This is a genomic window from Streptomyces sp. AC1-42W (assembly GCF_003248355.1).
In the GTDB taxonomy this organism is placed as follows: domain Bacteria; phylum Actinomycetota; class Actinomycetes; order Streptomycetales; family Streptomycetaceae; genus Streptomyces.
Genome location: NZ_QKWY01000001.1, coordinates 343,331 through 369,834, shown reverse-complemented (window position 1 = coordinate 369,834; position 26,504 = coordinate 343,331). Strand labels below are relative to the sequence as shown.

The following is a 26,504-nucleotide window of genomic DNA, read 5'->3' as shown; positions in this document are numbered from 1 at the left end:
TTGAGTCTCCTCAGCTCAAGGCGGAACCGCGTTCCGCCCCTCCTCCGAGTGAAGCGCCCGGCCCGGACACCCGCCACCGCAGCCGGAAGCGCCCCGCCTACGCTGGGCCCATGGCAGTCGACGTACACCAGCCCGGCCCCGAGTACCTCGCCTTCTGGCGGGAGAACCACGTCTGCACGCTCACCACGACCCGCCCCGACGGCACCCCGCACGTGGTGCCGGTCTGCGTGACGTACGACCCCGAAGCCGGCCTCGCCCGCGTGATCACCAACAAGCACAGCCGCAAGGTCGCCAACATCCTGGCCGCCGGACCGGACGGTGCCCGGGTCGCGGCGTGCCAGGTGAACCGGCGCCGCTGGGCGACGCTGGAGGGCGTGGCCCGGATCAGCACCGACCCGGAGCGGGTCGCGGAGGCCGTACGCCGTCACACCGAGCGGTACGACCGGGTGCCCTCGCCCAATCCGGACCGGGTCGTCATCGAGATCACCCTGGACCGGGCGCTCGGCCGCGCCTGAGCGGGCGGGCCGCGCGCGGCGCTCCCGTCCCGGCACAGCACAACGGCGCCACCGTGTTCAGGTCACGGTGGCGCCGTTGTGTGGGGGAAGTGTCTGAGCGACGTGGAACGACGGGGGATCGCTCAGGCACTGCGGGGGGTGGCGGAAATGGCTTCTGGTTCGAACAGCTGGTGGTCACGCTGTGCGAGATTCACAAAGATCATGTCGTAGCGGATGGCGCAGCGCACCGGCTGCGGCGCTCCCCGCGGCTTGCGGAGGCAACGGTAGGCACGGACCTCTCCGTCGTCCTCGCGGGCGACGACGACCGGGTCGCCGAACAGGGTGACCATCAACGAGTCACCACGGTGGGGCAGAGCCGTGACGAGGTCGATGAAATGCCACCCTGACCGGTAGGCGGTCGCCATCTCACGCCGGAAGGTCCGGTCGTCCGGCGGGGTGGTCATGTCAGGCACCCGCGAGGGTCGGCACCGAGTTCCAGCTGATCTCACCCGGTGTGGCCAATGCGGGGGAGAGCCAGCTGATCTCGCCGGCCGGCTTGACAGCCTGCGTGCTCCAGCTGATCTCGCCGAGGCTGGAGGCAGCCTCCGCACCCGTACTGATCCCGCCGACGCTACCCAGCACGCCGTAGCCCAGGCCAGCGACGAACGAGGCGGCAAGCGCCGAGCGAAGCATTCGCTTATACATAGTCAGCTTCGTCCTCACTTGTGGAATTCTTCTCCCCCGCTCCTAAGACGATGTCTCACCTGGGCACACGAACACCACTGAGTCGATGCATCATGTTCCTGTATGTTCAGGAACCTGGGGGGTGCCGATATGGTCACAAGTGACTCAGAAGAGACACATCGCCATGGGATCACCGAACTCTGCGACGACGGGCAGCGTCTTTACGCCAGCGCATTGCGCTCCGGTCGCATCTCTCGAGCGGAGGCAAGCTCCGCCCCCTGTCTGATGGACTTCGCCCTTCTGCACCCGGACCCCGACGACGCCGATTGGCTCCGCCCGCTCCCTCCGGCCGCAGCGCTGGCCCAGCGTCTTCACCCCATCGAACGCGAGATCCAGGAACGCCGTCGCCGCTCCCTCGAACTGGCCGATTCGTTCGAGCCATTCATGGACATCAGCGCGCAGGTCCCTCCCACCACACACGCCATCACGGTGCTGGAAGGGAAGCACCGGATCAATGCCGCGCTCGATCTGGCCACCGCTGAGTGCCGCACGGAGGTTCTCACCGTCCAGCCGGGGGGCGATCGCGGAGAGGACCGGCTCCGGGAAGGACTGGAGCGAGCCCTCCTGGTGGTCCATCGGGGTGTCGGCATGCGCACGCTCTACCAGCACACCGTCCGGCACAGCCAGGGAACACTCGCCTACGCGGAACGGCTGGCCGACGGGAAGGTGGAGATACGCACCCTTGAAGAGCTCATAGCCCGACTGATCGTCTTCGACCGGACGGTCGCGTTCATCCCCGCGAGCAGCGACGACCAAGTAGCCCTGGAACTGCGCCATCCCGGGCTCGTCATGTACTTGATCAAGGTCTTCGAACAACTCTGGAGCCGCGCGTCCCCCCTCTTGGGCGAGCTGCCGTACGATCCAGCTCCCAAGGGCATCAGCGGTGTTCAGCGCTCCATCGCGCAACTTCTCGTAGAGGGGCACGTGGACGAGGCCATAGCCCGCCGCCTGGGCATGAACGTCCGCACCTGCCGGTCCCACGTGGCCAAGCTGTCCGCCGCGCTCGGCAGCACCAGCCGCGCCCAGCTCGGCTATCTGATCGCCCGGTCAGGAATCCTGGATCAGGACTCCTGACCGGGTCGGCCCCAAAGTTCCCCACCCCCGGGCCGGGCGGGCGCGCCACGCAAGGGGGAGAGCATGGCAACGCCCTTGATCAGTCGGGGGAGTTCCCGGCTCCCCCGGCAGGTCCACCCTGTCGCGGGAACTAGGCTTCCACCACCGTCATCTTGCTGCATTGCCAAAAGTGGGGGGTCACGAATGGGCAATGACGAGGGCAAAACGCACCACCCGCACGGTGCTCTCGAACTGTGCGACATCGGCGTCAGGACGTACACCGAGGCGCTGAGGGCAGGCCGCATACCCCGCTCCGCTCTCGCACCCGCGCCCTGCCTCGTCGAGTTGGCGCTCGTACACCCCGACCCCCAGGACGACGGCTGGATGCGTCCCGTGCCGCCCTCCGCAGCTCTCGCCCATCTGCTCCAGCCTGTCACGCGCGAGATCCACGACCGCATCAGGCTCTCCGCCGCCCTCGCCGACTCGCTGGCTCCGCTGGCCTCCGTCGCCAGCACCGATCCCAACCTGGCCATCACGGTCCTGGAGGGCCTCCCGCTGATCGACGCCGCCATCCAGAACGCCACCGAAGGAGCACGGGAGGAGGTCCTGACCCTCCAGCCCGTCGGCAGCCACCCCGTGGAGCAGCTCAGGAAGGCGCTGGCTCGTGCCCTGGACATGACGGAGCGCGGCGTGACACTACGGCACATCTATCAGCATCCCGCCCGCCACAGCCCGGCCATCAAGGCGTACCTGGCCGATGTGCCCCCGGGCCACATCGAGGTGCGCACCATCGAGCAGACGGCCGAACGCCTCTTCGTCTTCGACCACACCGTGGCCTTCGTCCCGGCCGACGGCCGACGCGACGTCGCCCTGGAGATCCGCCATCCCGCGATCGTTCGCTACCTGAGCCAGGCGTACGAGGTGCTGTGGGCACAGGCCAAGCCGCTCACTGCCCCGTCCCCGACTCCCGCCGCCGTCACCGCTGTCCAGGCGAGCATCGCCCGTCTGCTCGTCGAGGGCGACAGCGACCAGATCGTGGCCCGTAAGCTCGGCATCAGCGTCCGCACCTGCCGCGCCCACATCGCCAAGCTCACCCACACCCTCGAAGCCACCAGCCGCACCCACCTCGGTGCGCTGCTCGTGCAGTCCGGCATCGTGGGATGGGAGCGGTGATGTCTGCCCCGTCCGGACACGGCCACGGCGACCACGAACTGTGCGACAAGGCCGTCAGTCTCTACACCCAGGCGCTTCACCAGGGCGGCATCGCCCGGTCCGCCGCCGTGCCGGCGCCCTGCCTCACCGACAGCGCACTGCTCTCGCCCGACCCCCGCGACAGCCTCTGGCTGCGTCCCCTGCCGCCCTCGGCGGCCCTGGCCCAGCTGCTGCACCCGCTCGCCCGCCAGATCCTGGAACAGGTGCGCGCGATCGACTCCCTGGCCAGGGTCCTCGTCCCTCTCGCCTCCGCAGACCACGAACCTCCCCCTCCCGCCATCCGCACGCTGGAGGGACGATCGACGATTCAGGCATCCATCAACGCCTCCGCGCGCGAGGTGGGGGAAGAGATCCTGACCATCCAGCCCGGCAGCACGCGCCCGCGCGAGCACCTCGAGGTGGCCTTGGCCGGAACGCTGCCCACGGCAGAACGGGGCGTGCGCGTACGCCACATCTACCAGCACTCCGCGCGCTACAGCCCCGACCTCAAGTCCTACTTCAACCAGCTGCCGGACGACCTCCTGCAGGTCCGTACGGCCGAGCAGGCAGTCGACCGCCTCATCATCTTCGACCGGCGCGTCGCCTACCTGCCGGCCACCCCCGACCGCAGTGCCGCCCTGGAGGTCCGGCACCAAGAGGTCGTCCGCTATCTGGCGCAGCTGTACGACGTCCTCTGGGACCGTGCCACACCGTTCAGCGAACCGCTGCCCACCACCGCCCCCGGCACCCCCGTGACCGCCGTCCAGCGCACCATCGCCCGGCTTCTCACCGACGGCTGCACCGACCAGGAGACCGCCGAGAAGCTCGGCATCAGCGTCCGCACCTGCCGCGCCCACATCGCCAAACTCACGCACACCCTCGACGCCACCAGCCGCACCCACCTCGGCGCCCTGCTCATCCGGTCCGGCATCGTGTAGCCGCCGTCCGGCGCGCACGCCGAAGCGGCCCGGCACGCCCGGGGTTCCGGGGTGACGGGCCGCGTGGACGCGGGGTCAGTCCTTGGGGCGCTTCGGGCGCCAGACCACCAGGGCGCTCGCCTGCTGGACGTCCTGGTACGGGACCAGGTCGCGCCGGTACGAGGCGTGGACCTGGGCCTCGCGCTGCCGCATCGCCGCCGCGGCTCCGTCCACGGCCGCCGAGAGTTCGGCGACGCGCTGCTGGAGCGCCGCGACCTGGTTCTCCAGCTCGATGATGCGCTTGATGCCGGCGAGGTTGATGCCCTCGTCCTGCGACAGCTGCTGCACCGTGCGCAGCAGCTCGATGTCGCGGGCCGAGTAGCGCCGGCCGCGTCCGGCCGTCCGGTCCGGGGAGACCAGGCCGAGGCGGTCGTACTGGCGCAGTGTCTGCGGATGCAGGCCCGAAAGCTGGGCCGCGATCGAGATCACGTACACCGGGGACTCGTCGGTCAGTTCGTACGGGTTACGCCGTCGGCCGTCCACCTCAAGCTCCCTTCGCCGCCTGGAACAGCTCCGCCCGCGGGTCCTGGCCCGCGGTCGCCTTCCGGTACGCCTCCAGCGCGTCCGCGGCCTCGGTGCCCAGGTCGGTGGGCACGGCCACCTCGACGGTGACCAGGAGGTCGCCCCGCGTGCCGTCCTTGCGGACCGCGCCCTTGCCGCGGGCCCGCATCGTACGCCCATTCGGCGTACCGGCCGGCAGCTTCAGGGTCACGGCGGGCCCGCCGAGCGTCGGCACCTTCACCTCGCCGCCGAGGGCCGCCTCCGGGAAGGTGACGGGCACGGTGACCGTGAGGTTGTCGCCCTTGCGGCCGAAGACCGGGTGGGCGTCGACGTGGACCACGACGTACAGGTCGCCGGCCGGTCCGCCGCGCTCGCCCGGCGCGCCCTTGCCGCGCAGCCGGATGCGCTGCCCGTCCGAGACGCCCGCCGGAATGCGCACCTGCATGGTCCGCGAGGAGCGGGCCCGGCCGCTGCCCTTGCAGACGTCGCAGGGGTCCTGGGCGATCAGCCCTCGGCCCTTGCAGTCGACGCACGGGTCGGTGAGCGAGAAGCCGCCGCCGCTGCCGCGCGAGACCTGACCGGTGCCGACGCAGGTCGGGCAGACCCTGGGGGTGCCGTTCTTGTCGCCGGTGCCGGAGCACGCCTTGCAGGGGGCCTGGCTGGACATGCGGAGCGGGACCGTGGCCCCGTCGACCGCCTCGGTGAAGCTGAGGGTCACCTCGGACTCGATGTCCTGGCCGCGCCTCGGCTGCACCCGCGTACCGGCGCCGCCGCCGCGGTTGAAGAGGCCGCCGAACACATCGCCCAGGCCGCCGCCGAAACCGCCGGCGCCGCTCTGGCCGCCGCCCGGAGCGCCTCCGAAGAGGTCCCCCAGGTCGAAGTTGAAGTTGCCCTGGGCGCCGCCCGGCCCGGCCCGGAAGCCGCCGTTGCCGAAGAGGGCGCGCGCCTCGTCGTACTCCTTGCGCTTCTTCGTGTCGCCGAGGACGTCATTCGCCTCGGAGATCTCCTTGAAGCGCTCCTCCGCCTTGTCGTCGCCCTTGTTCGCGTCCGGGTGGTACTCGCGGGCGAGCTTCCGGTACGCCTTCTTGATCTCGGCGTCGGTGGCGTCCTTGGGGACGCCGAGAACCTTGTAGTAGTCCTTCTCGACGAAGTCCTTCGTACTCATCGACGTCCCTCCTTCCGGACGACCGGCCGGGAGCCCCCCGTCCGGGCGGCGCCGGGGCGCGAGCCCCTGGCACCGGCCGGACGGGAGGCCCTGGTGGCCGGGCGGTGTGCTGCCAGGTGATCGGACGGAATGTCAGACCTCCTCGCCGCCACCGCTCTCCTCGTCGTCTGCCTTCTCTTCCTTCGCGGCCGCGGGGGCCGCCCCCGGCTGGGGCTCGGCGACCGCGACCCGTGCGGGCCGGATGGTGCGCTCACCGATCCGGTAGCCGGGCTGCAGAATCGCCACGCAGGTCGTCTCGGTGACGTCCGGCGCATAGCTGTGCATCAGGGCCTCGTGGATCGTCGGGTCGAAGGGCTCGCCCTCCTTGCCGAACTGCTGGAGGCCCAGCTTCGCGACGACCGTCTCCAGCGATTCGGCCACCGACTTGAACCCGCCCACCAGCTCGCCGTGCTCGCGGGCCCGGCCGATGTCGTCGAGCACGGGCAGCAGCTCGGACAGGAGGTTCGCGGAGGCGACCTCCTTGACCGCGACCCGGTCCCGCTCCACACGGCGGCGGTAGTTCTGGTACTCGGCCTGAAGCCGCTGGAGGTCGCCGGTGCGCTCGTTGAGCGCCGTGCGCGCCTGGTCCAGCTGGGCGGTCAGGGCCGTCTTCTCGTTCGCGTCCCCGGCCGGGGCCGCCGCCTCCTCCTCGGAGGGGGCGGCGTCCTTCGACTCGGCCTCGTCAGAGGTGGCGCCGGAGGGGACGTCGGGCTCCTCCTCGAAGCCCGGAGTCTCCTCGGTCACGCCGCACCGCCCTTGGAGTCCTTCTCGTCGTCGACGATCTCGGCGTCCACGACGTCGTCCTGGGCGTCGCCCTGGGCCTGGCCGGCACCCGGCTGGCCGTCGGCCTGCGGGCCGCCCTCGCCCGGGGCGTTGGCGTACATCGCCTGGCCCAGCTTCTGGGAGACGGCCGCGACCTTCTCGGTGGCCGTGCGGATCTCGGCGGAGTCCTCGCCCTTGAGCTTCTCCTTCAGCTCGGTGACGGCGGTCTCCACCTCCGTCTTCACGTCGGCCGGAACCTTGTCCTCGTTGTCCTTGAGGAACTTCTCCGTCTGGTAGACGAGCTGCTCGCCCTGGTTGCGCGACTCGGCGGCCTCGCGGCGGGCGTGGTCCTCCTCCGCGTACTTCTCGGCCTCCTCACGCATCCGGTTGACCTCGTCCTTCGGCAGCGAGGAGCCGCCGGTGACGGTCATCTTCTGCTCCTTGCCGGTGCCGAGGTCCTTGGCCGTGACGTGCATGATGCCGTTGGCGTCGATGTCGAAGGAGACCTCGATCTGCGGGACCCCGCGCGGGGCCGGCGGCAGACCGGTCAGCTCGAACATCCCGAGCTTCTTGTTGTACGCCGCGATCTCGCGCTCGCCCTGGTAGACCTGGATCTGCACGGACGGCTGGTTGTCCTCGGCCGTCGTGAAGATCTCGGAGCGCTTGGTCGGGATCGTGGTGTTGCGCTCGATCAGCTTGGTCATGATGCCGCCCTTGGTCTCGATACCGAGGGACAGCGGGGTGACGTCGAGGAGCAGGACGTCCTTGACCTCGCCCTTGAGGACACCGGCCTGGAGCGAGGCGCCGATGGCGACGACCTCGTCCGGGTTCACGCTCTTGTTGGCCTCCTGGCCGCCGGTCAGCTCCTTGACGAGCTCGGCGACGGCCGGCATGCGGGTGGAGCCACCGACGAGAACGACGTGGTCGATCTCGGAGAGCTGGATGCCCGCGTCCTTGACGACGTTGTGGAACGGGGTCTTGCAGCGGTCCAGGAGGTCCGCGGTGAGCTGCTGGAACTGCGAGCGCGTGAGCTTCTCGTCCAGGTGCAGCGGGCCCTCGGCCGACGCCGTGATGTACGGCAGGTTGATCGTGGTCTCCGTCGAGGAGGACAGCTCGATCTTCGCCTTCTCCGCGGCCTCGCGGAGACGCTGGAGAGCCATCTTGTCCTTGGACAGGTCCACGCCGTGGCCGTTGGCGAACTGCTTCACCAGGTAGTCGACGACGCGCTGGTCCCAGTCGTCACCACCGAGCTGGTTGTCACCGTTGGTGGCCTTCACCTCGACGACGCCGTCGCCGATCTCCAGGAGCGACACGTCGAAGGTGCCGCCACCGAGGTCGAAGACGAGGATCGTCTGGTCGTCCTTGTCGAGCCCGTACGCCAGCGCGGCGGCGGTCGGCTCGTTGACGATGCGCAGGACGTTCAGGCCCGCGATCTCGCCGGCCTCCTTGGTGGCCTGGCGCTCGGAGTCGTTGAAGTACGCCGGGACGGTGATCACCGCGTCGGTGACCTTCTCGCCCAGGTAGGACTCGGCGTCCCGCTTCAGCTTCTGCAGGATGAAGGCGCTCATCTGCTGCGGGTTGAAGCTCTTGCCGTCGAGGTCGATCTTCCAGTCCGTACCCATGTGGCGCTTGACGGAGCGGATGGTCCTGTCGACGTTGGTCACAGCCTGGCGCTTGGCGACCTCGCCGACCAGCACCTCGCCGTTCTTCGCGAAGGCGACGACGGACGGCGTGGTCCTGGCGCCCTCTGCGTTGGTGATGACGGTGGGCTCGCCGCCTTCCAGAACGCTGACGACGGAGTTAGTCGTGCCCAGGTCGATGCCGACCGCACGTGCCATTTCGATTCCTCCAACATGACTACTTGAGTGGATCTGACTCAAGGATGCACGACTCCCCTCCGGGAGTCAACAGACCTGAGCCACCCCGACTCAACTTAAGTGCATTCACCCCGCGCCATCGGCGACACCTGGCGCCCCGTGCGCCGCGCACCCCTCTCCCATCATGGCCACATGGGATCGTTCTGTCACAAAATGCCGTGAGCAGCGCAAACCAGGCAGGTGCGAACGATGCGTACACAGGGACGGCCCCGTACCCAGGGACGCTGGAAGCGCCCCCTCGACCTGACTCTCGGCGCGGTCCTGCTGCTCCTCGCCGCCCCCGCGCTGGCCGCCGCCGCCCTGGCCCTCGCCGTACGGGGCCGCCGCCCCACGACGCGCTCCCCGCGCACCGGGCTGCACGGCGCCCCCTTCGTCCTGCGCTCGCTGAACACCCGGCGGCTCGGGCTGGACGCGGTTTCGCGGCTGCACCACGTGGTACGGGGCGAGCTGAGCCTCGTAGGGCCGGAGCCGCTCGCCCCCGGCGACGTACGCAACGCGGCAGGCGGCGCGTTCCCCTGGCGGACGGCGGTGAAACCCGGCCTCACCGGCCTCGCCCAGGTGCGGCGCCGCTCGCCGATGCCGTGGGACGAGGCGGAACTGCTCGACCAGCACTACGCCGAGCACCAGAGCCTCCGCCTCGACCTGGCGGTGCTCGCCGAGGCCGTCCGCGTACCCCTGCGCGGGGCGGCGCAAGCCCTGCGACGGGGCGGCAAGGCACGCCTGAGCGACACAGATCACCGCCTGCCCGGCTACAGGACGGCGGAAGAAGTGGGTAGTGTCGGCCCGGACTGATTAAGTTACTGCTTAGTAGTAGCGATACTCGTAGTCCACGTGGTTACTGGAAGACGCTGTACTCGCTAGTAGACACTGGATCGATCCCACCCTCGCAGGCCCGAGGAGCCCCCAATGCAACTCGCCGCGATCATCGTGTCGCTGGTGCTGACCGTGGTCGGCGTTGCGCTCATCGCCCGAGCCGTCGCGCAGATCTACCGGTTCGTCACGCTCGGACAGCCGGTTCCGGCCGGCAGCCGTACCGACAATCCGAAGCAGCGCACGATCACCCTGGTCAGGGAATTCCTCGGCCACACCCGGATGAACCGGTGGGGGATCGTCGGCTTCGCGCACTGGTTCGTCGCCATCGGCTTCCTGACCCTGCCGCCGACGCTGCTCCAGGCGTACGGGCAGCTCTTCCAGGCCGACTGGGTGCTGCCGATCATCGGCGGCTGGCTGCCGTTCGAGCTGTACGTCGAGTTCATCGGCCTGATGACGACGGTCGGCATTCTGGTGCTGATCGCCATCCGGCTGCTGAACCTGCCCTCCCGCGCCGGCCGCAAGTCCCGCTTCACGGGCTCGGTCGCGTGGCAGGCGTACTTCGTCGAATACGTCATCCTCGTCATCGGCCTCGCGATCCTGACCCTGCGCGGGCTGGAAGGCGCGATCCACCACGTCGACGGCTACGAGGCCGCGTACTTCGTGTCGTACCCGCTGGTCCTCGCCTTCAAGGGGCTGGCCCTCGGCACGCTGCAGAACCTCATCTACTTCGTCGCGATGATCAAGATCGGCACCTCGCTGATCTGGATGATCACCGTCTCGCTCAACACCAACATGGGTGTCGCCTGGCACCGCTTCCTCGGCTTCCCGAACATCTGGTTCAAGCGGAACGCCGACGGCGCGGTCGCGCTGGGCGCGCTGCAGCCGATGACCACGGGCGGCAAGGAGATCGACTGGGAGGACCCGGCCGACGACGCCGTCTTCGGCGTCTCCCAGGTCGAGCAGTTCTCCTGGAAGGGCATCCTCGACTTCTCCACCTGCACCGAGTGCGGCCGCTGCCAGTCGCAGTGCCCCGCCTGGAACACCGGCAAGCCGCTCTCGCCGAAGCTCCTGATCATGTCCCTTCGCGACCACGCGCACGCCAAGGCCCCGTACCTGCTGGCCGGCGGCGGCAAGGACATGGAGGGCGAGGAGAAGGCGACCGCCGAGCAGCTGAAGGACGTGCCCGCGTCCGCCCTCGCCGAGGCCGAGCGCCCGCTGATCGGCACGGTCGAGGAGAACGGCGTCATCGACCCGGACGTCCTGTGGTCCTGCACCACCTGCGGTGCGTGCGTGGAGCAGTGCCCGGTCGACATCGAGCACATCGACCACATCGTCGACATGCGCCGCTACCAGGTGATGATCGAGTCGGCGTTCCCGTCCGAGGCGGGGACCATGCTCAAGAACCTGGAGAAGAAGGGCAACCCCTGGGGGCTCGCCAAGAAGCAGCGCGTCGAGTGGACCAAGGAGGTGGACTTCGAGGTTCCGATCGTCGGCAAGGACGTCGAGGACCTCACCGAGGTCGACTACCTCTACTGGGTCGGCTGCGCCGGCGCCCTGGAGGACCGCGCCAAGAAGACCACCAAGGCCTTCGCGGAGCTGCTGCACATCGCGGGCGTCAAGTTCGCGATCATGGGCGGCGACGAGAAGTGCACCGGCGACTCGGCCCGCCGGCTCGGCAACGAGCCGCTGTTCCAGCAGCTCGGCGCGGAGAACGTCGCGATGCTGAACATGGCCTTCGGCGAGTCCCTCAACGAGGACGGGGGCGTGGACGACTCGACGAAGAAGGCCAAGGCCGCGAAGAAGATCGTCGCGACCTGCCCGCACTGCTTCAACACCATCGCCAACGAGTACCCGCAGCTCGGCGGCGAGTACGAGGTCATCCACCACACGCAGCTGCTCCAGCACCTCGTGGACGAGGGCAGGCTGATCCCGGTGACCCCGGTCGAGGGCCTGATCACGTACCACGACCCCTGCTACCTGGGCCGGCACAACAAGATCTACACGCCCCCGCGCGAGATCATCGCCAAGGTCCCGGGTCTGCGGAACGAGGAGATGCACCGCCACAAGGAGCGCGGCTTCTGCTGCGGCGCCGGCGGGGCCCGGATGTGGATGGAGGAGCGGATCGGCAAGCGCATCAACAACGAGCGCGTCGACGAAGCCCTCGCCATCGACCCGGACATCGTCTCCACGGCCTGCCCGTTCTGCCTCGTCATGCTGACCGACTCGGTCAACGGCAAGAAGAACGAGGGCAAGGCGAAGGAGTCCGTCCAGGTGGTGGACGTGTCCCAGTTGCTGCTCGACTCCGTGAAGACCCCGGCCGACCCGGCGGGCGAGGCGGAGTCGGCGGACGAGCCGGAGCCGGAACCGGCGAAGTAGGCGCGCTGAGCGAAACGGACCGCGCCGCGGCGCGATGAAGCGGCCGGACCTGCCTCGGGGGCAGGACCGGCCGCTTCCGCCTTTCCCGGCCCGGCACGGGGGCGGTCGGCCCGGTACGGCCCGGTACGGGGGACAGCCCCATGGGGGTCCCCTAGGGGATGTCACATCTACGCGTCAAAGGCCGGTACTTCCCCGGCCCCGGGCCCCCGCCCCCGGCGAACCGGGTACGTTCGACAACGTGGCTGGATTCAGGATCGGACGCGGCCGGGACAACCGCACCCCGCAGCAAGGGCAACAGCAACCGCGGCAGCAGCCGTACGGCAACCAGGCGGCACCGCAGCCGCCGTACGGACAGCAGCCGTGGCCGCCCACGGGCGGGCCGCAGCCCGGCGGACCGGGCTACCAGGGAGGGCCCGGACCCGGCGGTCCCGGACACGGGGGCCCCGGACACGGCGGCCCCGGACACGGCGGCGGGCACTACGGGAACTCCGGGCACCAGGGCGGTTACGCCGGCGGCCCGGACGAGCCGGAGTACTTCGGCGAACCGGCCCCCTACCCGTACCCGCAGGGGCCGAACCCCGGCGACCCGTACGCGAACAACCCCGGCCACACGCAGGCGTTCCGCATCGACGAGGAGCCGTACAGCGACGGCAACGCCTACCGGGCCGGCCACGCGCCCGCCGCGCCGATGGGGCCGCGCCTGCACTGGAAGCAGCTGCTCACCGGCATCGTGACGCGCCCGGGCCCGACGTTCTGGCAGATGCGCGACTACGCGGTCTGGGGCCCGGCCCTGACCGTGACGTTCCTCTACGGCCTGCTGGCCCTCTTCGGCTTCGACCAGGCCCGCGAGGACGCGATCCACGCCCCGGTCTCCAGCGCCGTCCCCTTCGTCATCATCACGGGCGTCTGCTTCGTGCTCGGCGGCCTGGTGCTGGGCGCGGTCACGCACACGCTGGCCCGCCAGCTCGGCGGCGACGGCTCCTGGCAGCCGACGGTGGGCCTGTCCATGCTGATCATGTCCATCACGGACGTGCCGCGCCTGGTCTTCGCGATGTTCCTGGGCGGCGAGAACTCGCTGGTCGTCATACTCGGCTGGGTCACCTGGCTGGCCGCGGCGGCGCTGCTGACCTCGATGGTGAGCAAGTCGCACGACCTGCCGTGGCCGAAGGCGCTGGGCGCGTCGGCGATCCAGCTGCTGGCCCTGGTGTCGATCCTGAAGCTCGGCACGATCTGACGACACCGGCGCACGACGCGTACGCGAAAGGGCCCCGGGGAATGGCGAATTCGAGGGGTCGTTGCAACACTGCTGGTCAGCTGGCTAGGTCCAGTAGCTTAGCGAGGCGCTCGGCTGGGGTTTCCCAGCCGAGCGTTTTGCGTGGGCGGCTGTTGAGTTCGGCGGCCACGAGCTCCAGGTGGTCGGGGGTGTGAGCGCTCAGGTCGGTGCCCTTGGGGAAGTACTGCCGCAGCAGGCCGTTGGTGTTCTCGTTCGATCCCCGCTGCCAGGGACTGGCCGGGTCGCAGAAGTAGACGGGGATGTTCGTGGCCACGGTGAAGGCTTTGTGGGCGGCCATCTCCGAGCCCTGGTCCCAGGTCAGGGAACGCCATAGATGCGGCGGCAGGGCCTGGACAGTGGCGGCGAGCGCGTTGCGGGTCGCGACAGCACTGTGCCCGATCGGCAGGTGCACGAGCATCACGTAGCGGGTGGCCCGCTCGACGAGGGTGCCGATGGCGGAGCGGCCGTCCTTGCCGATGATGAGGTCGCCTTCCCAGTGACCGGGGACGGCCCTGTCAGCGGCTTCGGCAGGGCGTTCACTGATCAGGACCATGTCCTTGATGGGGCGGGAGGTGCGCTTGTGGGCCTGGCGCCGCGGACGCCGGCGGGCCCGGCCCGTGCGCAGGGACTTGGTCAGCTCCCGGCGGAGTTCTCCGCGGCCCTGGACGTAGAGGGCCTGGTAGATCGTCTCGTGGGTCACGTGCATCTCCGGCCGGTCGGGGAAGCGTGCCCGCAGAGCCTGGCAGATCTGCTCAGGGCTCCACCGCATCGTGAGGTGGTCCTGGATGAAGTCCCGCAGTTCGGGGTTGTGGCCGATCTTGCCGGTCTTCGGGCGGGGCCGGCGGGCGTCCGCGCGGGCCTGGGCGGTGTGAGGCCGGTAGTACCAGCCTCCCTTGGGCATGGTCCGCCGGTTGCGGCGTATCTCGCGGCTGATGGTGGACGGGCTGCGGCCCAGCTCGGCGGCGATCTGCCGGATGGACGCCCTCTCGCGCAGCCGGTCGGCAATGTGGATGCGGTCGCGCTCCTGGAGAAACCGCGAGGGGCCGCAAGACGGCGCCTCCAGATCTCCCGCAGCCACGGACCCGTGCCCGTGCTGCGGGTAGATCGGAGGAACTGCCTTGCGGCCCCTCTTGTGACCGTTGCGCCACTTCTTGCCCGTGCGGCGGTCGATGCCGACGATCCGGGCCGCTTCCCGGGTGCTGTAACCCTGCTCCATGAGCTGGAAGTATGCGGCCCGTTCCCGGGTCAACGGCTTGCGCCCCTGCCGGTTCCTGTCCTTGCGGATTTCGAAGTCCATGACACCCCTTGAGCTGGGGTGTTGCAACGACCACTAGAACTGAAGCGCTGCCGGGGCCCTTTCACACGCCATGAGGCCCGTGCGTGCCGCTGTTACGCGTCGAGAACCTGCCCACTGCGCCGCACGACGGGCTTCTCCACGCTCCACGGGAAGTTGATCCAGCGATCGGTCTTCTTCCACACGTACTCGCACTTCACGAGCGAGTGCGACTTCTCGTAGATGACCGCGGAACGCACCTCGGCCACATGGTCGATGCAGAAGTCGCGCACCAGCTTGAGCGTCTTGCCGGTGTCGGCGACGTCGTCGGCGATCAGGACCTTCTTGTCCGAGAAGTCGATGACGTTGGGCACGGGCGCCAGCATGACCGGCATTTCCAGCGTGGTGCCCACACCCGTGTAGAACTCGACGTTCACCAGGTGGATGTTCTTGCAGTCCAGCGCGTACGCCAGACCACCCGCGACGAACACCCCGCCGCGCGCGATGCTCAGCACCACGTCCGGCTCGTACCCGTCGTCGGCCACGGTCTGCGCCAGCTCGCGTACGACGTGGCCGAAGCCGTCGTACGTCAGGTTCTCCCGCACATCGTCAGTCATCGAGCCCTCACACCTGCGTCCGGTGGAAATTCAGGAAGGAGCGCGAAGCGGTGGGACCGCGCTGCCCCTGATAACGCGACCCGTACCGCTCGGAGCCGTAAGGGAACTCCGAAGGCGAACTCAGCCGGAACATGCATAGCTGGCCGATCTTCATTCCCGGCCACAACTTTATCGGCAGCGTCGCCAGATTCGACAGCTCCAGGGTCACGTGCCCGGAGAAACCGGGGTCGATGAACCCGGCGGTGGAATGCGTGACCAGCCCGAGCCGGCCGAGGGAACTCTTGCCCTCCAGCCGGGACGCGAGATCGTTGGGCAGTGAAATGACCTCGTACGTGGACGCCAGCACGAACTCACCGGGGTGCAGGATGAACGCGTCGTCCCCCTCCGGCTCGACGGTCCGGGTGAGGTCCACCTGTTCGACGGCCGGGTCGATGTGCGGGTACCGGTGGTTCTCGAACACCCGGAAGTAGCGGTCGAGCCGCACATCGATGCTCGAGGGCTGCACCATCGACGCGTCGAATGGATCAATACGTACGCGTCCGGCGTCGATCTCGGCGCGGATGTCCTTGTCTGAGAGAAGCACCCACCGAGGATACGCAGAACGCGCGGGCCCGCCCCCATCGGGCCGCCCGCGCGCCTGTCACCCGCCTGGCTAAGGGCTGTCCCGTAAATGATCTTCGACTCGTCTCGGGCATGGCGGACTGACGTACGGCTCGCTGGCCTATCCGGCGAGGGCGAGGTTGTGCATCCGGGCGATGCCGAGCATGGCGTGATGGATGCCGTCGCCTTTAAGGCGGCAGTCGCGGAGGATCTTCCAGGTCTTCATGCGGGCGAAGACGTGCTCGACGCGGGCCCGGACCTGCTTGTGGGACTTGTTGTGCGCCTGTTTCCACTCGGGCAGGTCTTCGCCCTTTCGTCGACGATGGGGCATGACGAGTCCGGTGCCCGGGTAGCCGCCATCGGCGATCGTCAGCGTGTTGCCGACGGCGGCTTTGGCGCCGGATTCCTCCCATGCCTTGCAGTCGTTGCGGTTCCCGGCGAGCGGCCGGCCGACCACGACGACCAGGCGGGTGTCGGCGTCGATGACGACCTGGTGGTTGGTGGAGTACCGGTAGTTCTTCGACTGCTCGGCGATGGTGTGGTCGCGGGTGGGGACCAGGGTGCCGTCCACGATGAGCACGATGTCCTTGGCGAACCGCTTGCGGGGCTGGAGCGCGAGCATCGGCCCGAGGTGATCAATAATCCGGTCCGCTGCCGACTTGGACACCCCGAACAGCGGTGCGAGCTGCCGCATCGTCAGGTTTGTGCGCCAGTACGCCGCGACCAGCAAGGCCCGGTCCTCCAGCGGAAGACTCCACGGCCGACCCCTGCGGACCGCGTCCGCACCCTCGCGCCGCAGCACGGACACCAGCTTCCCGAAAGCGCGCGGGCTCAGCCCGGTGAACGGGGCTATCCAGGACGGCTCCGACGCCGTGATCACACCAGCCACACCAAGATCATCTCACCCGTGACCAGCAGTTACGGGACAACCCTTACCGCCGCTCGAGCACCACGGGCACGGCATGCCGCAACCGCGCACATCGGGGACACCTGATCAGTCGGCCGGGCCCGATGCGCCCTGCCCCGAGCTGCTGCATCGGAAACGTGCTGGTAGCGAAAACGTGCCCTTCGGCACAGCGGACGACGGTGCGCTCCATGGAGTCCATCAAGTCCCTTCCCCATCAAGACGTGGACGAGACCGCCACATTAGGGGATGAACGGGACGCCGCTCCACGCGGCACTCCGCCACCCACGCTACGCCCCCAACTCCCGCCCACGCGACGCGATCGAGATGGGGTACAGTGTCCGAGGATGCTCCCCGAAAAGAGCGTCCGAATTTTTCGCGGGTGTAGTTTAATGGTAGAACATGAGCTTCCCAAGCTCAGAGCGCGAGTTCGATTCTCGTCACCCGCTCTTGAAAGAAAGGCCCCGGTCACGGCGAATTCGAGGGGTCGTTGCAACACTGCTGGTCAGCTGGCTAGGTCCAGTAGCTTAGCGAGGCGCTCGGCTGGGGTTTCCCAGCCGAGCGTTTTGCGTGGGCGGCTGTTGAGTTCGGCGGCCACGAGCTCCAGGTGGTCGGGGGTGTGAGCGCTCAGGTCGGTGCCCTTGGGGAAGTACTGCCGCAGCAGGCCGTTGGTGTTCTCGTTCGATCCCCGCTGCCAGGGACTGGCCGGGTCGCAGAAGTAGACGGGGATGTTCGTGGCCACGGTGAAGGCTTTGTGGGCGGCCATCTCCGAGCCCTGGTCCCAGGTCAGGGAACGCCATAGATGCGGCGGCAGGGCCTGGACAGTGGCGGCGAGCGCGTTGCGGGTCGCGACAGCACTGTGCCCGATCGGCAGGTGCACGAGCATCACGTAGCGGGTGGCCCGCTCGACGAGGGTGCCGATGGCGGAGCGGCCGTCCTTGCCGATGATGAGGTCGCCTTCCCAGTGACCGGGGACGGCCCTGTCAGCGGCTTCGGCAGGGCGTTCACTGATCAGGACCATGTCCTTGATGGGGCGGGAGGTGCGCTTGTGGGCCTGGCGCCGCGGACGCCGGCGGGCCCGGCCCGTGCGCAGGGACTTGGTCAGCTCCCGGCGGAGTTCTCCGCGGCCCTGGACGTAGAGGGCCTGGTAGATCGTCTCGTGGGTCACGTGCATCTCCGGCCGGTCGGGGAAGCGTGCCCGCAGAGCCTGGCAGATCTGCTCAGGGCTCCACCGCATCGTGAGGTGGTCCTGGATGAAGTCCCGCAGTTCGGGGTTGTGGCCGATCTTGCCGGTCTTCGGGCGGGGCCGGCGGGCGTCCGCGCGGGCCTGGGCGGTGTGAGGCCGGTAGTACCAGCCTCCCTTGGGCATGGTCCGCCGGTTGCGGCGTATCTCGCGGCTGATGGTGGACGGGCTGCGGCCCAGCTCGGCGGCGATCTGCCGGATGGACGCCCTCTCGCGCAGCCGGTCGGCAATGTGGATGCGGTCGCGCTCCTGGAGAAACCGCGAGGGGCCGCAAGACGGCGCCTCCAGATCTCCCGCAGCCACGGACCCGTGCCCGTGCTGCGGGTAGATCGGAGGAACTGCCTTGCGGCCCCTCTTGTGACCGTTGCGCCACTTCTTGCCCGTGCGGCGGTCGATGCCGACGATCCGGGCCGCTTCCCGGGTGCTGTAACCCTGCTCCATGAGCTGGAAGTATGCGGCCCGTTCCCGGGTCAACGGCTTGCGCCCCTGCCGGTTCCTGTCCTTGCGGATTTCGAAGTCCATGACACCCCTTGAACTGGGGTGTTGCGACGACCACTAGACCCGTACTTCGCGGGTGACCGTTTCAGGTCTGTGGCCAGCGGGTTTGTCCGATGTCGGTGTCGAGGAGGTCGAGGAGGTGGAGTTGGACGCCGCGGTTGATCTGGACGGTTGGCGGGTCGGTGACGTTTCCGATCCGGAGGGTGAGTTCGCCGAGGTGGTAGAGGATCATGCGGCCGGTAGGGCGGACCCGTCGGTTGTCCGGGTAGAGGCCGGCCATGGTCTCGTCGGGGCCCAGAGCGCGTCTGACCTGCCGCTCAATCAGACAGAAGACGAGCAGGGCCAGGCAGATGACCTGGATGAGCGCGGCGACGCGCCGGTTGTGCTGCACGAAGACCGGTGCGACCGCGAGGGGGCCCTTGAAGTCGTGGTAGCGCCGCTCGACGGTGCCCTGGCCCTTGTACTGAATCAGGACGTGGGCGGGTCCGGCCTTCTCGGCCGGGACGCTGGTGATCAGCGCCCACCAGCCGTCAACGGCGGCTTCGGCTTCCAGCACGTCCTGGTCGAAGTGCCAGGTGAGGCCCGGGGTGCCCTGCTCGTCGGCGGTGATCTGCCAGCGCAGGCAGGAGGTGACACGGCGCTTGGCGGTGACGACGCCGATCCGGGCGACGATCTTCTCCCGGGTCTTGTAGTGCCGTCCGCCTGCCGCACCGGCGAGCTTGTCGAGGTCTTCGGCGGCCTTGGCCAGTCGCTTGGCCCGGGCCGCCCGCTGGCCGGCCGCGACGGCGGTGGAATGCACCAGGATCCGGCGCACCGTCAGCGACGGGTCGCTTTTGCGGCGCCCGGTCAGCGTGTGAATGTCCTCCAGGACTCGGTAGGTCTCCCGTTCCGTCTCCGGTTTCCTCTCGTCCCGCCCGGGCACCCAGTCGACGGCCTGCGCCTGCTGGGGATCCAGGACCGCGTAGACCTCGTCCTTGATCTGCGCGGCCGGGACGGGCGCGATGAACTCCACACCGGCCTCAAGCAGGGCGGTGATGTTGGAGTAGGACACCAGTTTGGAGTCGGCGACCATCAGAAACTCGTGGGTGCCGGCCATCGACCGCAGGTCTTTCATCGCCCCGACGACCTGGCTGGCCTCGGCCGCGGCGCCGTCGAAGACCCGGGAGTGGACGGGGATACCGCCGTCGGCCGAGACCGCGAGCCCGGACTGGATCTGTTTCAGATCCACGCGCCGGTCCTTTGGATGCCCGTTGCAGGCGATGAGCGGGTACCGCTCGTCCTGCTCCTCGGCAGGGAAAGCGCCATGGACGGACATGCTGGTCATGTCCCAGTGCAGCCGCGAGACATCGATCCCGAACTCGGTGATCGCCCGAGCGCCGACCGTGCCCGCGATGACCTCCAGCTTCGGAGCGATCGCGTCCAGGGCGCGGGCCAGGCGGTCATCATTGAGGAGGTCCGGCGTGATACCGAAGACCTCCTCCACCGCCCAGGTCCTCGCCCAGTCCCCGACGCGCACCAGTGGTGCGGGCGAGGTCAGCCGGTTGGCCACCAGTGCCTCGATGACCTGCCCGTGCGTCAGATGGGCGCTCGCACCGCCTGGACACACTTCGTCGACGATCCCCGCGACGTCCAGCCGGCGCAGAAACTCGGCAGCGACAGGCAGAGCGCCCAGACGCTTCTCCACCACGGACGTCACCACCACTTCAAGGCGCTGACGCTCAGATCGTGGCCGCGGGGACCGGGAAGTCATCGACACATCCGGACCAACGCCATACGACCGGCCCGGGACACTCCCAGACCGGTCACACCATACGAATCAACGACCCGCGAAGTACGGGACTAGAACTGAAGCACCGACCGGGGCCTTTCTCATTCAGTCGTCCGGGTACGGAGCCGCGACAGGGTATCCGCGACAGGTGTTTCGTACCGGTCCCGGTCCATTTCCCAGAGCGAAAGAACCCGGCCCGCCGCCTCGGCCATGTCCGCGGGCAGTCCGACGGCCCGAAGCGCATCGGCGACCTCCTCCATCTCGGGTGCCCACCGCCAGGCCCGGGCCGCCACGCTCGGCAGGTACTCCGGATCGGAGAGGATCGCGGAGACCATGACCTCCGCCTCGGCCGTCAGCTGCTCGCCGACCCCATGGGCGTCGGCGAGCGCGTGCGCGACGCCGGCGAGCGTACGAGCGGCCTTCTGGTAACTGGCAAAGGCCATCTTCAGAGCGGAAGCGGAACCGACCGCGTCACCGACCCGACACACGTGCAGGGCGGTGTCCGTGAACAACGACGCGACCAGGTCGACGGCGGAGCCGGGGCGGATGCCCTCGGCGATCCGCTGTACGCGCTGAGGGCTGATGGCGTTCACATCGACGTACACCCCGTCGAAACCGTGCGCAGCTACCGCCGCGGCCACGTCCTCCGCCGCCTGCGGTGGGCAGACCGAGAGAACGACCGCGCTACGGGACAGAGCTTCCGCAAGCGAATCGCAGGCTGCGGCGCGGGCCTCCCTCGCACGGCGCCGCGTCTCCGCGCTGCGCTCCTTCGGCACCCACAACACCTCGTGGCCGCCGCCGACCAGCTCGGCGCTGACCGCCGCACCCATGGCTCCAGGGTGCAAGACGGTCACAACGGTCACTGGGCCTCCGGCGGAATGTGATGAGTGGGTCTCATGATCCTCTGCCGTAGTGCAGCACGGCAGAGGACTCGGCGCCTGCTTCGGACGAGCGATCGGTCGCCGGTACGGCACGAGTTCTCTCTCACGCACAGGCCGCGTCATGGGTACCGTGCAGGAGACGAACTCTGTACGGACAGACCGGCGGTCGCGCCGGAACGTCCGGCGGCCTAGAGGTGTCCAGATGCTGGAGGAAGCCGCAGAGATCGGCAAGCGCGCTCGCCGGGCGAGGCTGCGGCTGGGCATGCCGCAGGCCGACCTGGCGACAGCCCTCGGGAAGTCCCAGGGCTGGGTGTCGAAGATGGAGCGTGGCCTGATCGAGCTGGACCGGGTCGGGCTCCTCAACCAGGTGGCCGCCGAGCTGCACGTCCACCCGAACGACCTGATCGGGCACCCGTACAGCAACTCCCCCAACGACAACCAGTGGCAGGTCGCCGCCTCATCGATTGTGCGCGAACTGCGCCGTTACGACCTCGTCCCCGTCTTCGATGGGACTCCGCGACCCTCGTCGCAGCTGTGGCGTGAGGTGACCCGGCTGCACCGCCTGCGGGACACCGCTTCCAACGTGGCGATTCTCCGGGTTCTCCCCGACCTGTTCCGCGAGGCGCGTGCCCTGGCAGAGGAGTCGGAGGGTCACGAGCGGGAGGAGGCGTACGCCGTCTACGCCGTGTGCTGCAAGTGCGCGCACACAGCCGCCCATGCCCTCGGGCATCCCGAACTGGTCGCCATGGCGTGCGAGCGGGCCGCGTGGTCGGCCAGGCTGTCGGGGGACCCCGTCTTGCCCGCCGTCGCCGACTGGACGCGGGTCTGGGACATGTGGGCGACGGCTGATTGGACCGACGCCCTGACGCTCTCGGACAAGGCGATCACCTCGGTGGAGGAGGAGTACGACCGTGGCGAACCGCTGGCCGTACGAGCCTGGGGCACGCTGCAGCTGCGAGCTGCGGTCTCCGCCGCCCGAGCCGGCCGCGCCTCGGAGGCCGAGGACCGGATCGGTCACGCGAAAGCTGCTGCCGAACGCATGGACGCGTACGTCGGAGCGCCGGTGTACGACCGGCATTCGCTGACCTTCTCCGCCGGGAACGTGCAGATCCACGCCATCAGCGTGGCTCTGGAGATGGGCAAGCAGGGCAAGGCCCTTGAGATAAACCGTCGTACCAGCCCAGACCTGGTCGGGTCGCTGCCCAACTCCCGTCAGGGACACCACCACATGGATATCGCGCGAGCCTGGCTGTGGGACGGGAACCGGATAAAGGCCCTGGCCGAGCTGGAGGCAGCCGAGCGGATCGCGCCCCAGCTCGTGCGGAATCATCCCATCGCCCGTTCGACGCTGCGCAGCATCGTCTACGCGGAACGAGCAGTGACACGGGAGAAGTTGCGGCGCGTGTCCGACCGCTTCCACCTGGACGGATAGGGGTCGTATTCCTCCGGCTCATATTCGAGGGTCGTCGTGTCCCTAACTTCAGAGCATGACGCGACAAGCCTCTCCTCATCTTCCTGCGCAGGGAGCCGAGTTAGGTACGGCATCCCCCTTCGTTCCGCGGCTCGGCGACCGCGCCACCGACAGCGCCCGTGAGGGTCGTGTCGGTGTCGTGGTCGCCCTCCCCGGTGAGGGCTCCGCCACGACCTACCACTTGCGCCCGCCCGGAGGCGGAACCCAGTGGTCCGCGCCCGCCGACGGGACGACGCTCAGGCCCGTGCCGGCGAAGGCCACGCATGCCACGCTGCTTGCGGGCGGGAAAGCGGTCTACGACCGGAGGGCCCGGCAGGGGTCGGTCCCCGTCGAGTTCCACTTCGACGACGGCTCGACCCTAGACAGCGCACTCATCCTCACCACGGCGGAGCTGGAGCAGCTGTACGCGCAGACCAGCCGCCTCCTGGAGGCGCACGAACGCGCTCTCGGCGGCACCCCGTGACCGGGGCTCGACACCGCCGCGCCCGAAGCGCTGCATCCATCACCCCACGGCCCGACGGCGGGGACCGGCTCGCGCTCGTGTTCCTGGCCGTCGTCGGCCTGGTCGGTCCGGCATGGGCGCTGCACGAGCAGGCCACTCCGCTTTTCGACGGCGCCGGCCACCGCCCCTCTGCCATCGCAGCGGACGCGAGTCCGTCCTCGGACCGCTGCGGCCGCTCCGGATCCAGCGCGATCGGTCCGCCGCGCAACCGCACCCCGTCAGCCATCTGGAACATCCACGCGTGATTCTTCAGGGAGGAATCGTGGACATCCCGTACATCGTCATCGACCAGCTCGTCCCCGAGCAGCAGCGAGTCTGGAACACCTACTTCGGTGACGCCGACCGCCGACGCTACATCGAGGAGGGCATCTGGCGCCGCACCCAGGAGAAGGACACCGCCGGCCAGTCCGGCTGGGCGACCTCCGACGACGCCCGGCGGCGGATCATTCACTACCGTTACCGGTACGGCCTGGTGCCCACCACAGCGGCACCGGCCATCGGCTTGACCGACCTGTACCTCTACCACTCCACGTCCGCCCCGGCCGACGAGATCGACGCGCACCATGACGCGCTCATGGACTCGCTCGCCGTCGGCGGTTGGAGAGAAGCACCTGGCGGCTTCTTATGGACCCGCCGGGACCTGAAGTGCCGCATCACCGAACACGACGTCCACCCCCAGGACGCGGCTGTCGGCCGCACGCTGCCCCCTGGCTACCAGAGCCTGGACGTACAGATCGCCTCAGTGGCCTATGCCCCTCCGCCCGCAGTCCGGCAACTCCCGTGGAACGTGCTGTCCACCGGTATCCGACGCAAAGACCGCCCAGGCACGCCGACGCGCATCCCGGACCTGTCCGTGCTGGCGGACCTGCGACCGTTCCAGGTGGAGATCGGCTGCGGTACGTCAGTGGAGGCGGGCATCCCGCCCCTGCACCGGCTCCACGAGATCTATCGGGTCACCGACCGCCAGGGGCACGAACCGCGGGAACACCGCTTCACGCTCTCGCCGACGGCTGACTCGCTCCTCCACGAGGTACTGACCGAGCCGGAGGAGAAAGCGGCGGAGTTCGTCGAGATGTTCCGCGCCTGCTTCCTGGCCGAGCCCACCCCGGCGATGCGAGCGCTCAAGGAGCTGAAGGACGCCGGCCACCTCGTCGTTCCGGTCACCGCCCGTGCCGGGCTCGACGAGTGCTTCATGCGCCGGTACGACCAGGCGGTGCCCGATGTCGAATGGGTCGACGGCGCCAAGGCCCTCCTCGTCGTTGGTCTGCATGCCGACCGACGCAAGGTGCAGGCTCGCGCCCGCGAGCGGGGCATGCAGGTCGTCTATCTCGACCCGGAGGGCTTCTGGCACGACGGCGAGTTCATGCCGCACCCGCTGGAAGGGCCCCAGGACGGGGACCTGGTGTGCCGGGCCACCGCCGCAGAAGCGCTGCCCGCTCTCGTCAACGTCCTGAAGCAGCAGCGAGGTTGACCCGCCTGCACGAAGAGGGTCGCGCCGGGTGGGGGCGCTAGCGCGGCGCACTCGGCCGGCCCGGACTCAACGGGCGGGCGAGTACAGGGAAAGGAGCGTCGACCATGCGCGTATCCGTCATCGGCTGCGGCCACCTGGGCATCCCGCACGCCGCCGCCATGGCCGAGATCGGCCACGAGGTCATCGGCGTGGACCTGGACCAGGCCAAGATCGACCGCCTCAACGCAGGCGAATGCCCGATCTATGAGGAGGGCCTGCCGGAACTCCTTGCTACGCACACCGCGTCCGGACGGCTGCGGTTCACGACCAGCCTCGCCGAGGTGGGCGAGTTCGCGGACGTCCACTTCCTCGCCGTGGGCACGCCAATCGATGCGGGCGGCCGGAGTTACGACACCGGGCAGGTCTTCGGCGCCGCCCGCGCTCTGGCGCCGCACCTGACCCGCCCGACGGTGATCATCGGCAAGTCAACGGTCACCGTCGGCACCTCCCGCGATCTCGGCGCACTTCTCGCCCGGCTCTCCCCGGCCGGTGAGGACGTGGAGGTCGTCTGGAACCCGGAGTTCCTGCGCGAGGGCCACGCCATCGATGACACCCTGCGCCCCGACCGGATCGTGGTCGGCGTCCCCTCGGCCCGCGCGGAGGACGTCGTACGCGAGGTGTACGCGCCGCTCCTGGCCGACGGCATCCCGCTGTTCGTCACGGACCCGGCTACCGCCGAGCTGATCAAGGGCGCCGCGAACGCGTACCTCGGCATGAAGATCTCGTTCATCAACGGCGTCGCCGACATGTGCGCCGCGGCGGGGGCCGACGTCCAGCAGCTGACCGAGGCCATCGGCGTCGACCCGCGCATCGGCCGCGGCGGCCTGAACGCCGGGCCGGGTTACGGCGGCGGCTGCCTCCCCAAGGACGTCCGCGCCTTCACCGCTTCCGCCCGCACCTTGGGCGCCGCCGAGGCCGCGACCCTGCTACGCGCGGCGGAGAAGGTCAACGAATCACGGCCCGCCGCCGCGCTGAAGCTCATCGAGCAGACCCTCGGCCGCCCGGTGGACGGCGTACGCGTCACCGTCTGGGGCGCCTCCTTCAAGGCCGGCACCAACGACGTACGCGAATCCCCGGCCCTGGCGATCGCAGCTTTGATGCACCAGCGCGGCGCGACGGTCACGGTCCACGACCCGCACGCCGTACCCAGTGCGCTGCGCCGCAACCCCGAACTCGACTACGCCGACACCCTCGACGCCTCCGTCCAGGACGCCGAACTGATCGTCCTGGCCACGGAATGGCCCCACTTCCGCGAAGCCGACCCCAAGGCTCTCGCCCCACTGGTCGCGGCCCCGGTCCTCCTCGACCTCCGCAACCTCATCGACGCCGACGCCTGGCGCATGGCCGGATGGACCGTACGCCAGCTCGGACGCCCCGCACAGGAATAACCGAACCCATCGATCGGAGGTCCGACGTGGACACCCTGTGGGACAACATCGAGAAGCTCTCCGCCGTCTGCTGTGCGGCAGGCGCCCACCTCCCCGACGAGGAACTCAAAGCCCTCCAGGTCGGCAAGGTCGCCGAAGAGGCCGGCGAAGCCATGCACGCCCTCCACGGCCTGAAGGGCCTCACCACCTGCGACGACGACCACACCTGGTCCGAGGTCCAGAACGACCTGGTCGGCGCCGTCATCGCCGCTCTCCTGGCCATGCACTACATCGACCCCACAGGCGCCCGCACCACCTTCGACGAGGTCCTCCACCGCCGAACGCGCAGAGGGCGCGAGGCCACCACATCGGCGTGACAACCCTCGAGCATGGCCGTCGGCCGCGCCCATCAGTGGTCGACAGCCATGTTCCTCACTGCGACCGCTCCGCGTCTGCAGGCGTGAAGCGGGAGAGACACACCTCCGGCGGCTGGGGCGGGCCAGGGCTTCGGCGTAGTCGCATGACGTCCGGTTCGTGATCATCCGAGGCCCAGGAGTGCGAGGGGGCGGCGAGGGTCGCGGGCGTTGCGGCGGAGGCCGGCCGCG

At 69.1% G+C, this 26,504-nt stretch carries 25 protein-coding genes and 1 tRNA gene; 13 read left to right on the top strand and 13 right to left on the bottom strand.

Annotation, left to right across the window (positions count from 1 at the left end; all coding sequences use genetic code 11):
- Nucleotides 1-110 precede the first annotated feature (110 nt).
- Nucleotides 111-515, top strand: a complete 405-nt coding sequence (locus DNK56_RS01705; protein WP_111329936.1) for a pyridoxamine 5'-phosphate oxidase family protein — start codon at nt 111-113, stop codon at nt 513-515.
- A gap of 122 nt (nt 516-637) precedes the next feature.
- Here DNK56_RS01705 and DNK56_RS01700 read toward each other — a convergent pair whose 3' ends face one another.
- Together DNK56_RS01700 and DNK56_RS01695 are read right to left on the bottom strand one after the other, a co-directional pair.
- Complete coding sequence (locus tag DNK56_RS01700; RefSeq protein ID WP_018522262.1) at nt 638-958, bottom strand: hypothetical protein; 321 nt, start codon at nt 956-958, stop codon at nt 638-640.
- Nucleotide 959: 1 nt separating this feature from the next.
- The gene (locus tag DNK56_RS01695; protein WP_111329935.1) at nt 960-1,217 is read right to left on the bottom strand and encodes a hypothetical protein; all 258 of its coding nucleotides are present in this window, start codon (nt 1,215-1,217) and stop codon (nt 960-962) included.
- A gap of 111 nt (nt 1,218-1,328) precedes the next feature.
- Between DNK56_RS01695 and DNK56_RS01690 the strand changes: the two genes are divergently transcribed.
- The 3 genes from DNK56_RS01690 (at nt 1,329) to DNK56_RS01680 (ending at nt 4,420) form a co-directional block, all read left to right on the top strand.
- Nucleotides 1,329-2,312, top strand: coding sequence for a helix-turn-helix transcriptional regulator (locus DNK56_RS01690; protein WP_111335342.1), 984 nt, complete (start codon nt 1,329-1,331; stop codon nt 2,310-2,312).
- Between the two features lie 183 nt (nt 2,313-2,495).
- Nucleotides 2,496-3,464 (top strand): LuxR C-terminal-related transcriptional regulator, encoded by a 969-nt coding sequence (locus DNK56_RS01685; RefSeq protein ID WP_111329934.1) that lies wholly within the window; start codon nt 2,496-2,498, stop codon nt 3,462-3,464.
- Nucleotides 3,464-4,420 carry a helix-turn-helix transcriptional regulator gene (locus tag DNK56_RS01680; protein ID WP_111329933.1) on the top strand — a complete coding sequence of 319 codons (957 nt, stop codon included), beginning with the start codon at nt 3,464-3,466 and terminating at the stop codon, nt 4,418-4,420. Before DNK56_RS01685 ends, DNK56_RS01680 begins: the two co-directional genes overlap by 1 nt.
- Before the next feature lie 75 nt (nt 4,421-4,495).
- Here the strand turns inward: DNK56_RS01680 and DNK56_RS01675 are convergent, their stop codons facing one another.
- The 4 genes from DNK56_RS01675 to dnaK all read right to left on the bottom strand — a co-directional run bounded on the left by DNK56_RS01675 (nt 4,496) and on the right by dnaK (nt 8,764).
- On the bottom strand, nt 4,496-4,942 hold the full coding sequence (locus tag DNK56_RS01675) for a heat shock protein transcriptional repressor HspR (protein WP_111329932.1): 447 nt from the start codon (nt 4,940-4,942) through the stop codon (nt 4,496-4,498).
- Between the two features lies 1 nt (nt 4,943).
- Nucleotides 4,944-6,125: a molecular chaperone DnaJ gene (gene dnaJ, locus DNK56_RS01670; protein WP_111329931.1), complete on the bottom strand. Its 1,182-nt coding sequence runs from the start codon at nt 6,123-6,125 to the stop codon at nt 4,944-4,946.
- 132 nt (nt 6,126-6,257) lie between these two features.
- On the bottom strand, nt 6,258-6,908 hold the full coding sequence (gene grpE, locus DNK56_RS01665) for a nucleotide exchange factor GrpE (RefSeq protein ID WP_111329930.1): 651 nt from the start codon (nt 6,906-6,908) through the stop codon (nt 6,258-6,260).
- On the bottom strand, nt 6,905-8,764 hold the full coding sequence (gene dnaK, locus DNK56_RS01660) for a molecular chaperone DnaK (RefSeq protein ID WP_111329929.1): 1,860 nt from the start codon (nt 8,762-8,764) through the stop codon (nt 6,905-6,907). The genes grpE and dnaK overlap by 4 nt, the downstream gene beginning before the upstream one ends.
- Before the next feature lie 228 nt (nt 8,765-8,992).
- Between dnaK and DNK56_RS01655 the strand changes: the two genes are divergently transcribed.
- The 3 genes from DNK56_RS01655 to DNK56_RS01645 all read left to right on the top strand — a co-directional run bounded on the left by DNK56_RS01655 (nt 8,993) and on the right by DNK56_RS01645 (nt 13,226).
- Entirely contained in the window at nt 8,993-9,595 is a 603-nt protein-coding gene (locus DNK56_RS01655; RefSeq protein WP_199563917.1) for a sugar transferase, read from the top strand.
- A gap of 114 nt (nt 9,596-9,709) precedes the next feature.
- Nucleotides 9,710-11,992, top strand: a complete 2,283-nt coding sequence (locus tag DNK56_RS01650; RefSeq protein WP_111329928.1) for a (Fe-S)-binding protein — start codon at nt 9,710-9,712, stop codon at nt 11,990-11,992.
- A 238-nt stretch (nt 11,993-12,230) separates the two neighbouring features.
- Entirely contained in the window at nt 12,231-13,226 is a 996-nt protein-coding gene (locus tag DNK56_RS01645; protein WP_111329927.1) for a Yip1 family protein, read from the top strand.
- 76 nt (nt 13,227-13,302) lie between these two features.
- Here DNK56_RS01645 and DNK56_RS01640 read toward each other — a convergent pair whose 3' ends face one another.
- The 4 genes from DNK56_RS01640 to DNK56_RS01625 all read right to left on the bottom strand — a co-directional run bounded on the left by DNK56_RS01640 (nt 13,303) and on the right by DNK56_RS01625 (nt 16,644).
- Nucleotides 13,303-14,562 (bottom strand): IS30 family transposase, encoded by a 1,260-nt coding sequence (locus tag DNK56_RS01640; RefSeq protein WP_111329923.1) that lies wholly within the window; start codon nt 14,560-14,562, stop codon nt 13,303-13,305.
- A 92-nt stretch (nt 14,563-14,654) separates the two neighbouring features.
- Complete coding sequence (locus tag DNK56_RS01635) at nt 14,655-15,155, bottom strand: phosphoribosyltransferase (protein ID WP_111329926.1); 501 nt, start codon at nt 15,153-15,155, stop codon at nt 14,655-14,657.
- 7 nt (nt 15,156-15,162) lie between these two features.
- The gene (gene dcd, locus DNK56_RS01630; protein ID WP_111329925.1) at nt 15,163-15,738 is read right to left on the bottom strand and encodes a dCTP deaminase; all 576 of its coding nucleotides are present in this window, start codon (nt 15,736-15,738) and stop codon (nt 15,163-15,165) included.
- A 138-nt stretch (nt 15,739-15,876) separates the two neighbouring features.
- Nucleotides 15,877-16,644 (bottom strand): transposase, encoded by a 768-nt coding sequence (locus DNK56_RS01625; protein WP_111329924.1) that lies wholly within the window; start codon nt 16,642-16,644, stop codon nt 15,877-15,879.
- 393 nt (nt 16,645-17,037) lie between these two features.
- Between DNK56_RS01625 and DNK56_RS01620 the strand changes: the two genes are divergently transcribed.
- A tRNA-Gly gene (locus tag DNK56_RS01620) sits at nt 17,038-17,108 on the top strand.
- 56 nt (nt 17,109-17,164) lie between these two features.
- On the opposite strand, the gene DNK56_RS01615 is transcribed toward DNK56_RS01620, so the two are convergent.
- From DNK56_RS01615 to DNK56_RS01605, 3 genes are all read right to left on the bottom strand, one after another.
- Nucleotides 17,165-18,424 (bottom strand): IS30 family transposase, encoded by a 1,260-nt coding sequence (locus tag DNK56_RS01615; RefSeq protein ID WP_111329923.1) that lies wholly within the window; start codon nt 18,422-18,424, stop codon nt 17,165-17,167.
- A 61-nt stretch (nt 18,425-18,485) separates the two neighbouring features.
- A complete protein-coding gene (locus tag DNK56_RS35690; RefSeq protein WP_241989718.1) occupies nt 18,486-20,087 on the bottom strand; it encodes an IS1634 family transposase in 1,602 nt (533 codons plus the stop codon).
- A gap of 182 nt (nt 20,088-20,269) precedes the next feature.
- Nucleotides 20,270-21,031: a DUF1932 domain-containing protein gene (locus DNK56_RS01605; RefSeq protein ID WP_111329922.1), complete on the bottom strand. Its 762-nt coding sequence runs from the start codon at nt 21,029-21,031 to the stop codon at nt 20,270-20,272.
- A 220-nt stretch (nt 21,032-21,251) separates the two neighbouring features.
- Between DNK56_RS01605 and DNK56_RS01600 the strand changes: the two genes are divergently transcribed.
- The 5 genes from DNK56_RS01600 (at nt 21,252) to DNK56_RS01575 (ending at nt 26,276) form a co-directional block, all read left to right on the top strand.
- Complete coding sequence (locus DNK56_RS01600) at nt 21,252-22,481, top strand: helix-turn-helix domain-containing protein (RefSeq protein WP_111329921.1); 1,230 nt, start codon at nt 21,252-21,254, stop codon at nt 22,479-22,481.
- A gap of 283 nt (nt 22,482-22,764) precedes the next feature.
- Nucleotides 22,765-22,983, top strand: coding sequence for a hypothetical protein (locus DNK56_RS01595; protein WP_199563918.1), 219 nt, complete (start codon nt 22,765-22,767; stop codon nt 22,981-22,983).
- A 301-nt stretch (nt 22,984-23,284) separates the two neighbouring features.
- Entirely contained in the window at nt 23,285-24,493 is a 1,209-nt protein-coding gene (locus tag DNK56_RS01585) for a hypothetical protein (RefSeq protein WP_111329919.1), read from the top strand.
- 104 nt (nt 24,494-24,597) lie between these two features.
- Nucleotides 24,598-25,920, top strand: a complete 1,323-nt coding sequence (locus DNK56_RS01580) for a UDP-glucose dehydrogenase family protein (protein ID WP_111329918.1) — start codon at nt 24,598-24,600, stop codon at nt 25,918-25,920.
- Nucleotides 25,921-25,946: 26 nt separating this feature from the next.
- Nucleotides 25,947-26,276 (top strand): MazG-like family protein, encoded by a 330-nt coding sequence (locus DNK56_RS01575; RefSeq protein WP_111329917.1) that lies wholly within the window; start codon nt 25,947-25,949, stop codon nt 26,274-26,276.
- The last annotated feature ends 228 nt before the right edge of the window (nt 26,277-26,504 follow it).

Bases quoted from the DNA above. Each gene is read 5' to 3' on its own strand.
- DNK56_RS01705 (WP_111329936.1), top strand. From the start codon at position 111: ATGGCAGTCGACGTACACCAGCCCGGCCCCGAGTACCTCGCCTTCTGG.
- DNK56_RS01700 (WP_018522262.1), bottom strand. From the start codon at position 958: ATGACCACCCCGCCGGACGACCGGACCTTCCGGCGTGAGATGGCGACC.
- DNK56_RS01690 (WP_111335342.1), top strand. From the start codon at position 1,329: ATGGTCACAAGTGACTCAGAAGAGACACATCGCCATGGGATCACCGAA.
- DNK56_RS01685 (WP_111329934.1), top strand. From the start codon at position 2,496: ATGGGCAATGACGAGGGCAAAACGCACCACCCGCACGGTGCTCTCGAA.
- DNK56_RS01680 (WP_111329933.1), top strand. From the start codon at position 3,464: ATGTCTGCCCCGTCCGGACACGGCCACGGCGACCACGAACTGTGCGAC.
- dnaJ (WP_111329931.1), bottom strand. From the start codon at position 6,125: ATGAGTACGAAGGACTTCGTCGAGAAGGACTACTACAAGGTTCTCGGC.
- dnaK (WP_111329929.1), bottom strand. From the start codon at position 8,764: ATGGCACGTGCGGTCGGCATCGACCTGGGCACGACTAACTCCGTCGTC.
- DNK56_RS01655 (WP_199563917.1), top strand. From the start codon at position 8,993: ATGCGTACACAGGGACGGCCCCGTACCCAGGGACGCTGGAAGCGCCCC.
- DNK56_RS01650 (WP_111329928.1), top strand. From the start codon at position 9,710: ATGCAACTCGCCGCGATCATCGTGTCGCTGGTGCTGACCGTGGTCGGC.
- DNK56_RS01640 (WP_111329923.1), bottom strand. From the start codon at position 14,562: ATGGACTTCGAAATCCGCAAGGACAGGAACCGGCAGGGGCGCAAGCCG.
- DNK56_RS01635 (WP_111329926.1), bottom strand. From the start codon at position 15,155: ATGACTGACGATGTGCGGGAGAACCTGACGTACGACGGCTTCGGCCAC.
- DNK56_RS01615 (WP_111329923.1), bottom strand. From the start codon at position 18,424: ATGGACTTCGAAATCCGCAAGGACAGGAACCGGCAGGGGCGCAAGCCG.
- DNK56_RS01600 (WP_111329921.1), top strand. From the start codon at position 21,252: ATGCTGGAGGAAGCCGCAGAGATCGGCAAGCGCGCTCGCCGGGCGAGG.
- DNK56_RS01580 (WP_111329918.1), top strand. From the start codon at position 24,598: ATGCGCGTATCCGTCATCGGCTGCGGCCACCTGGGCATCCCGCACGCC.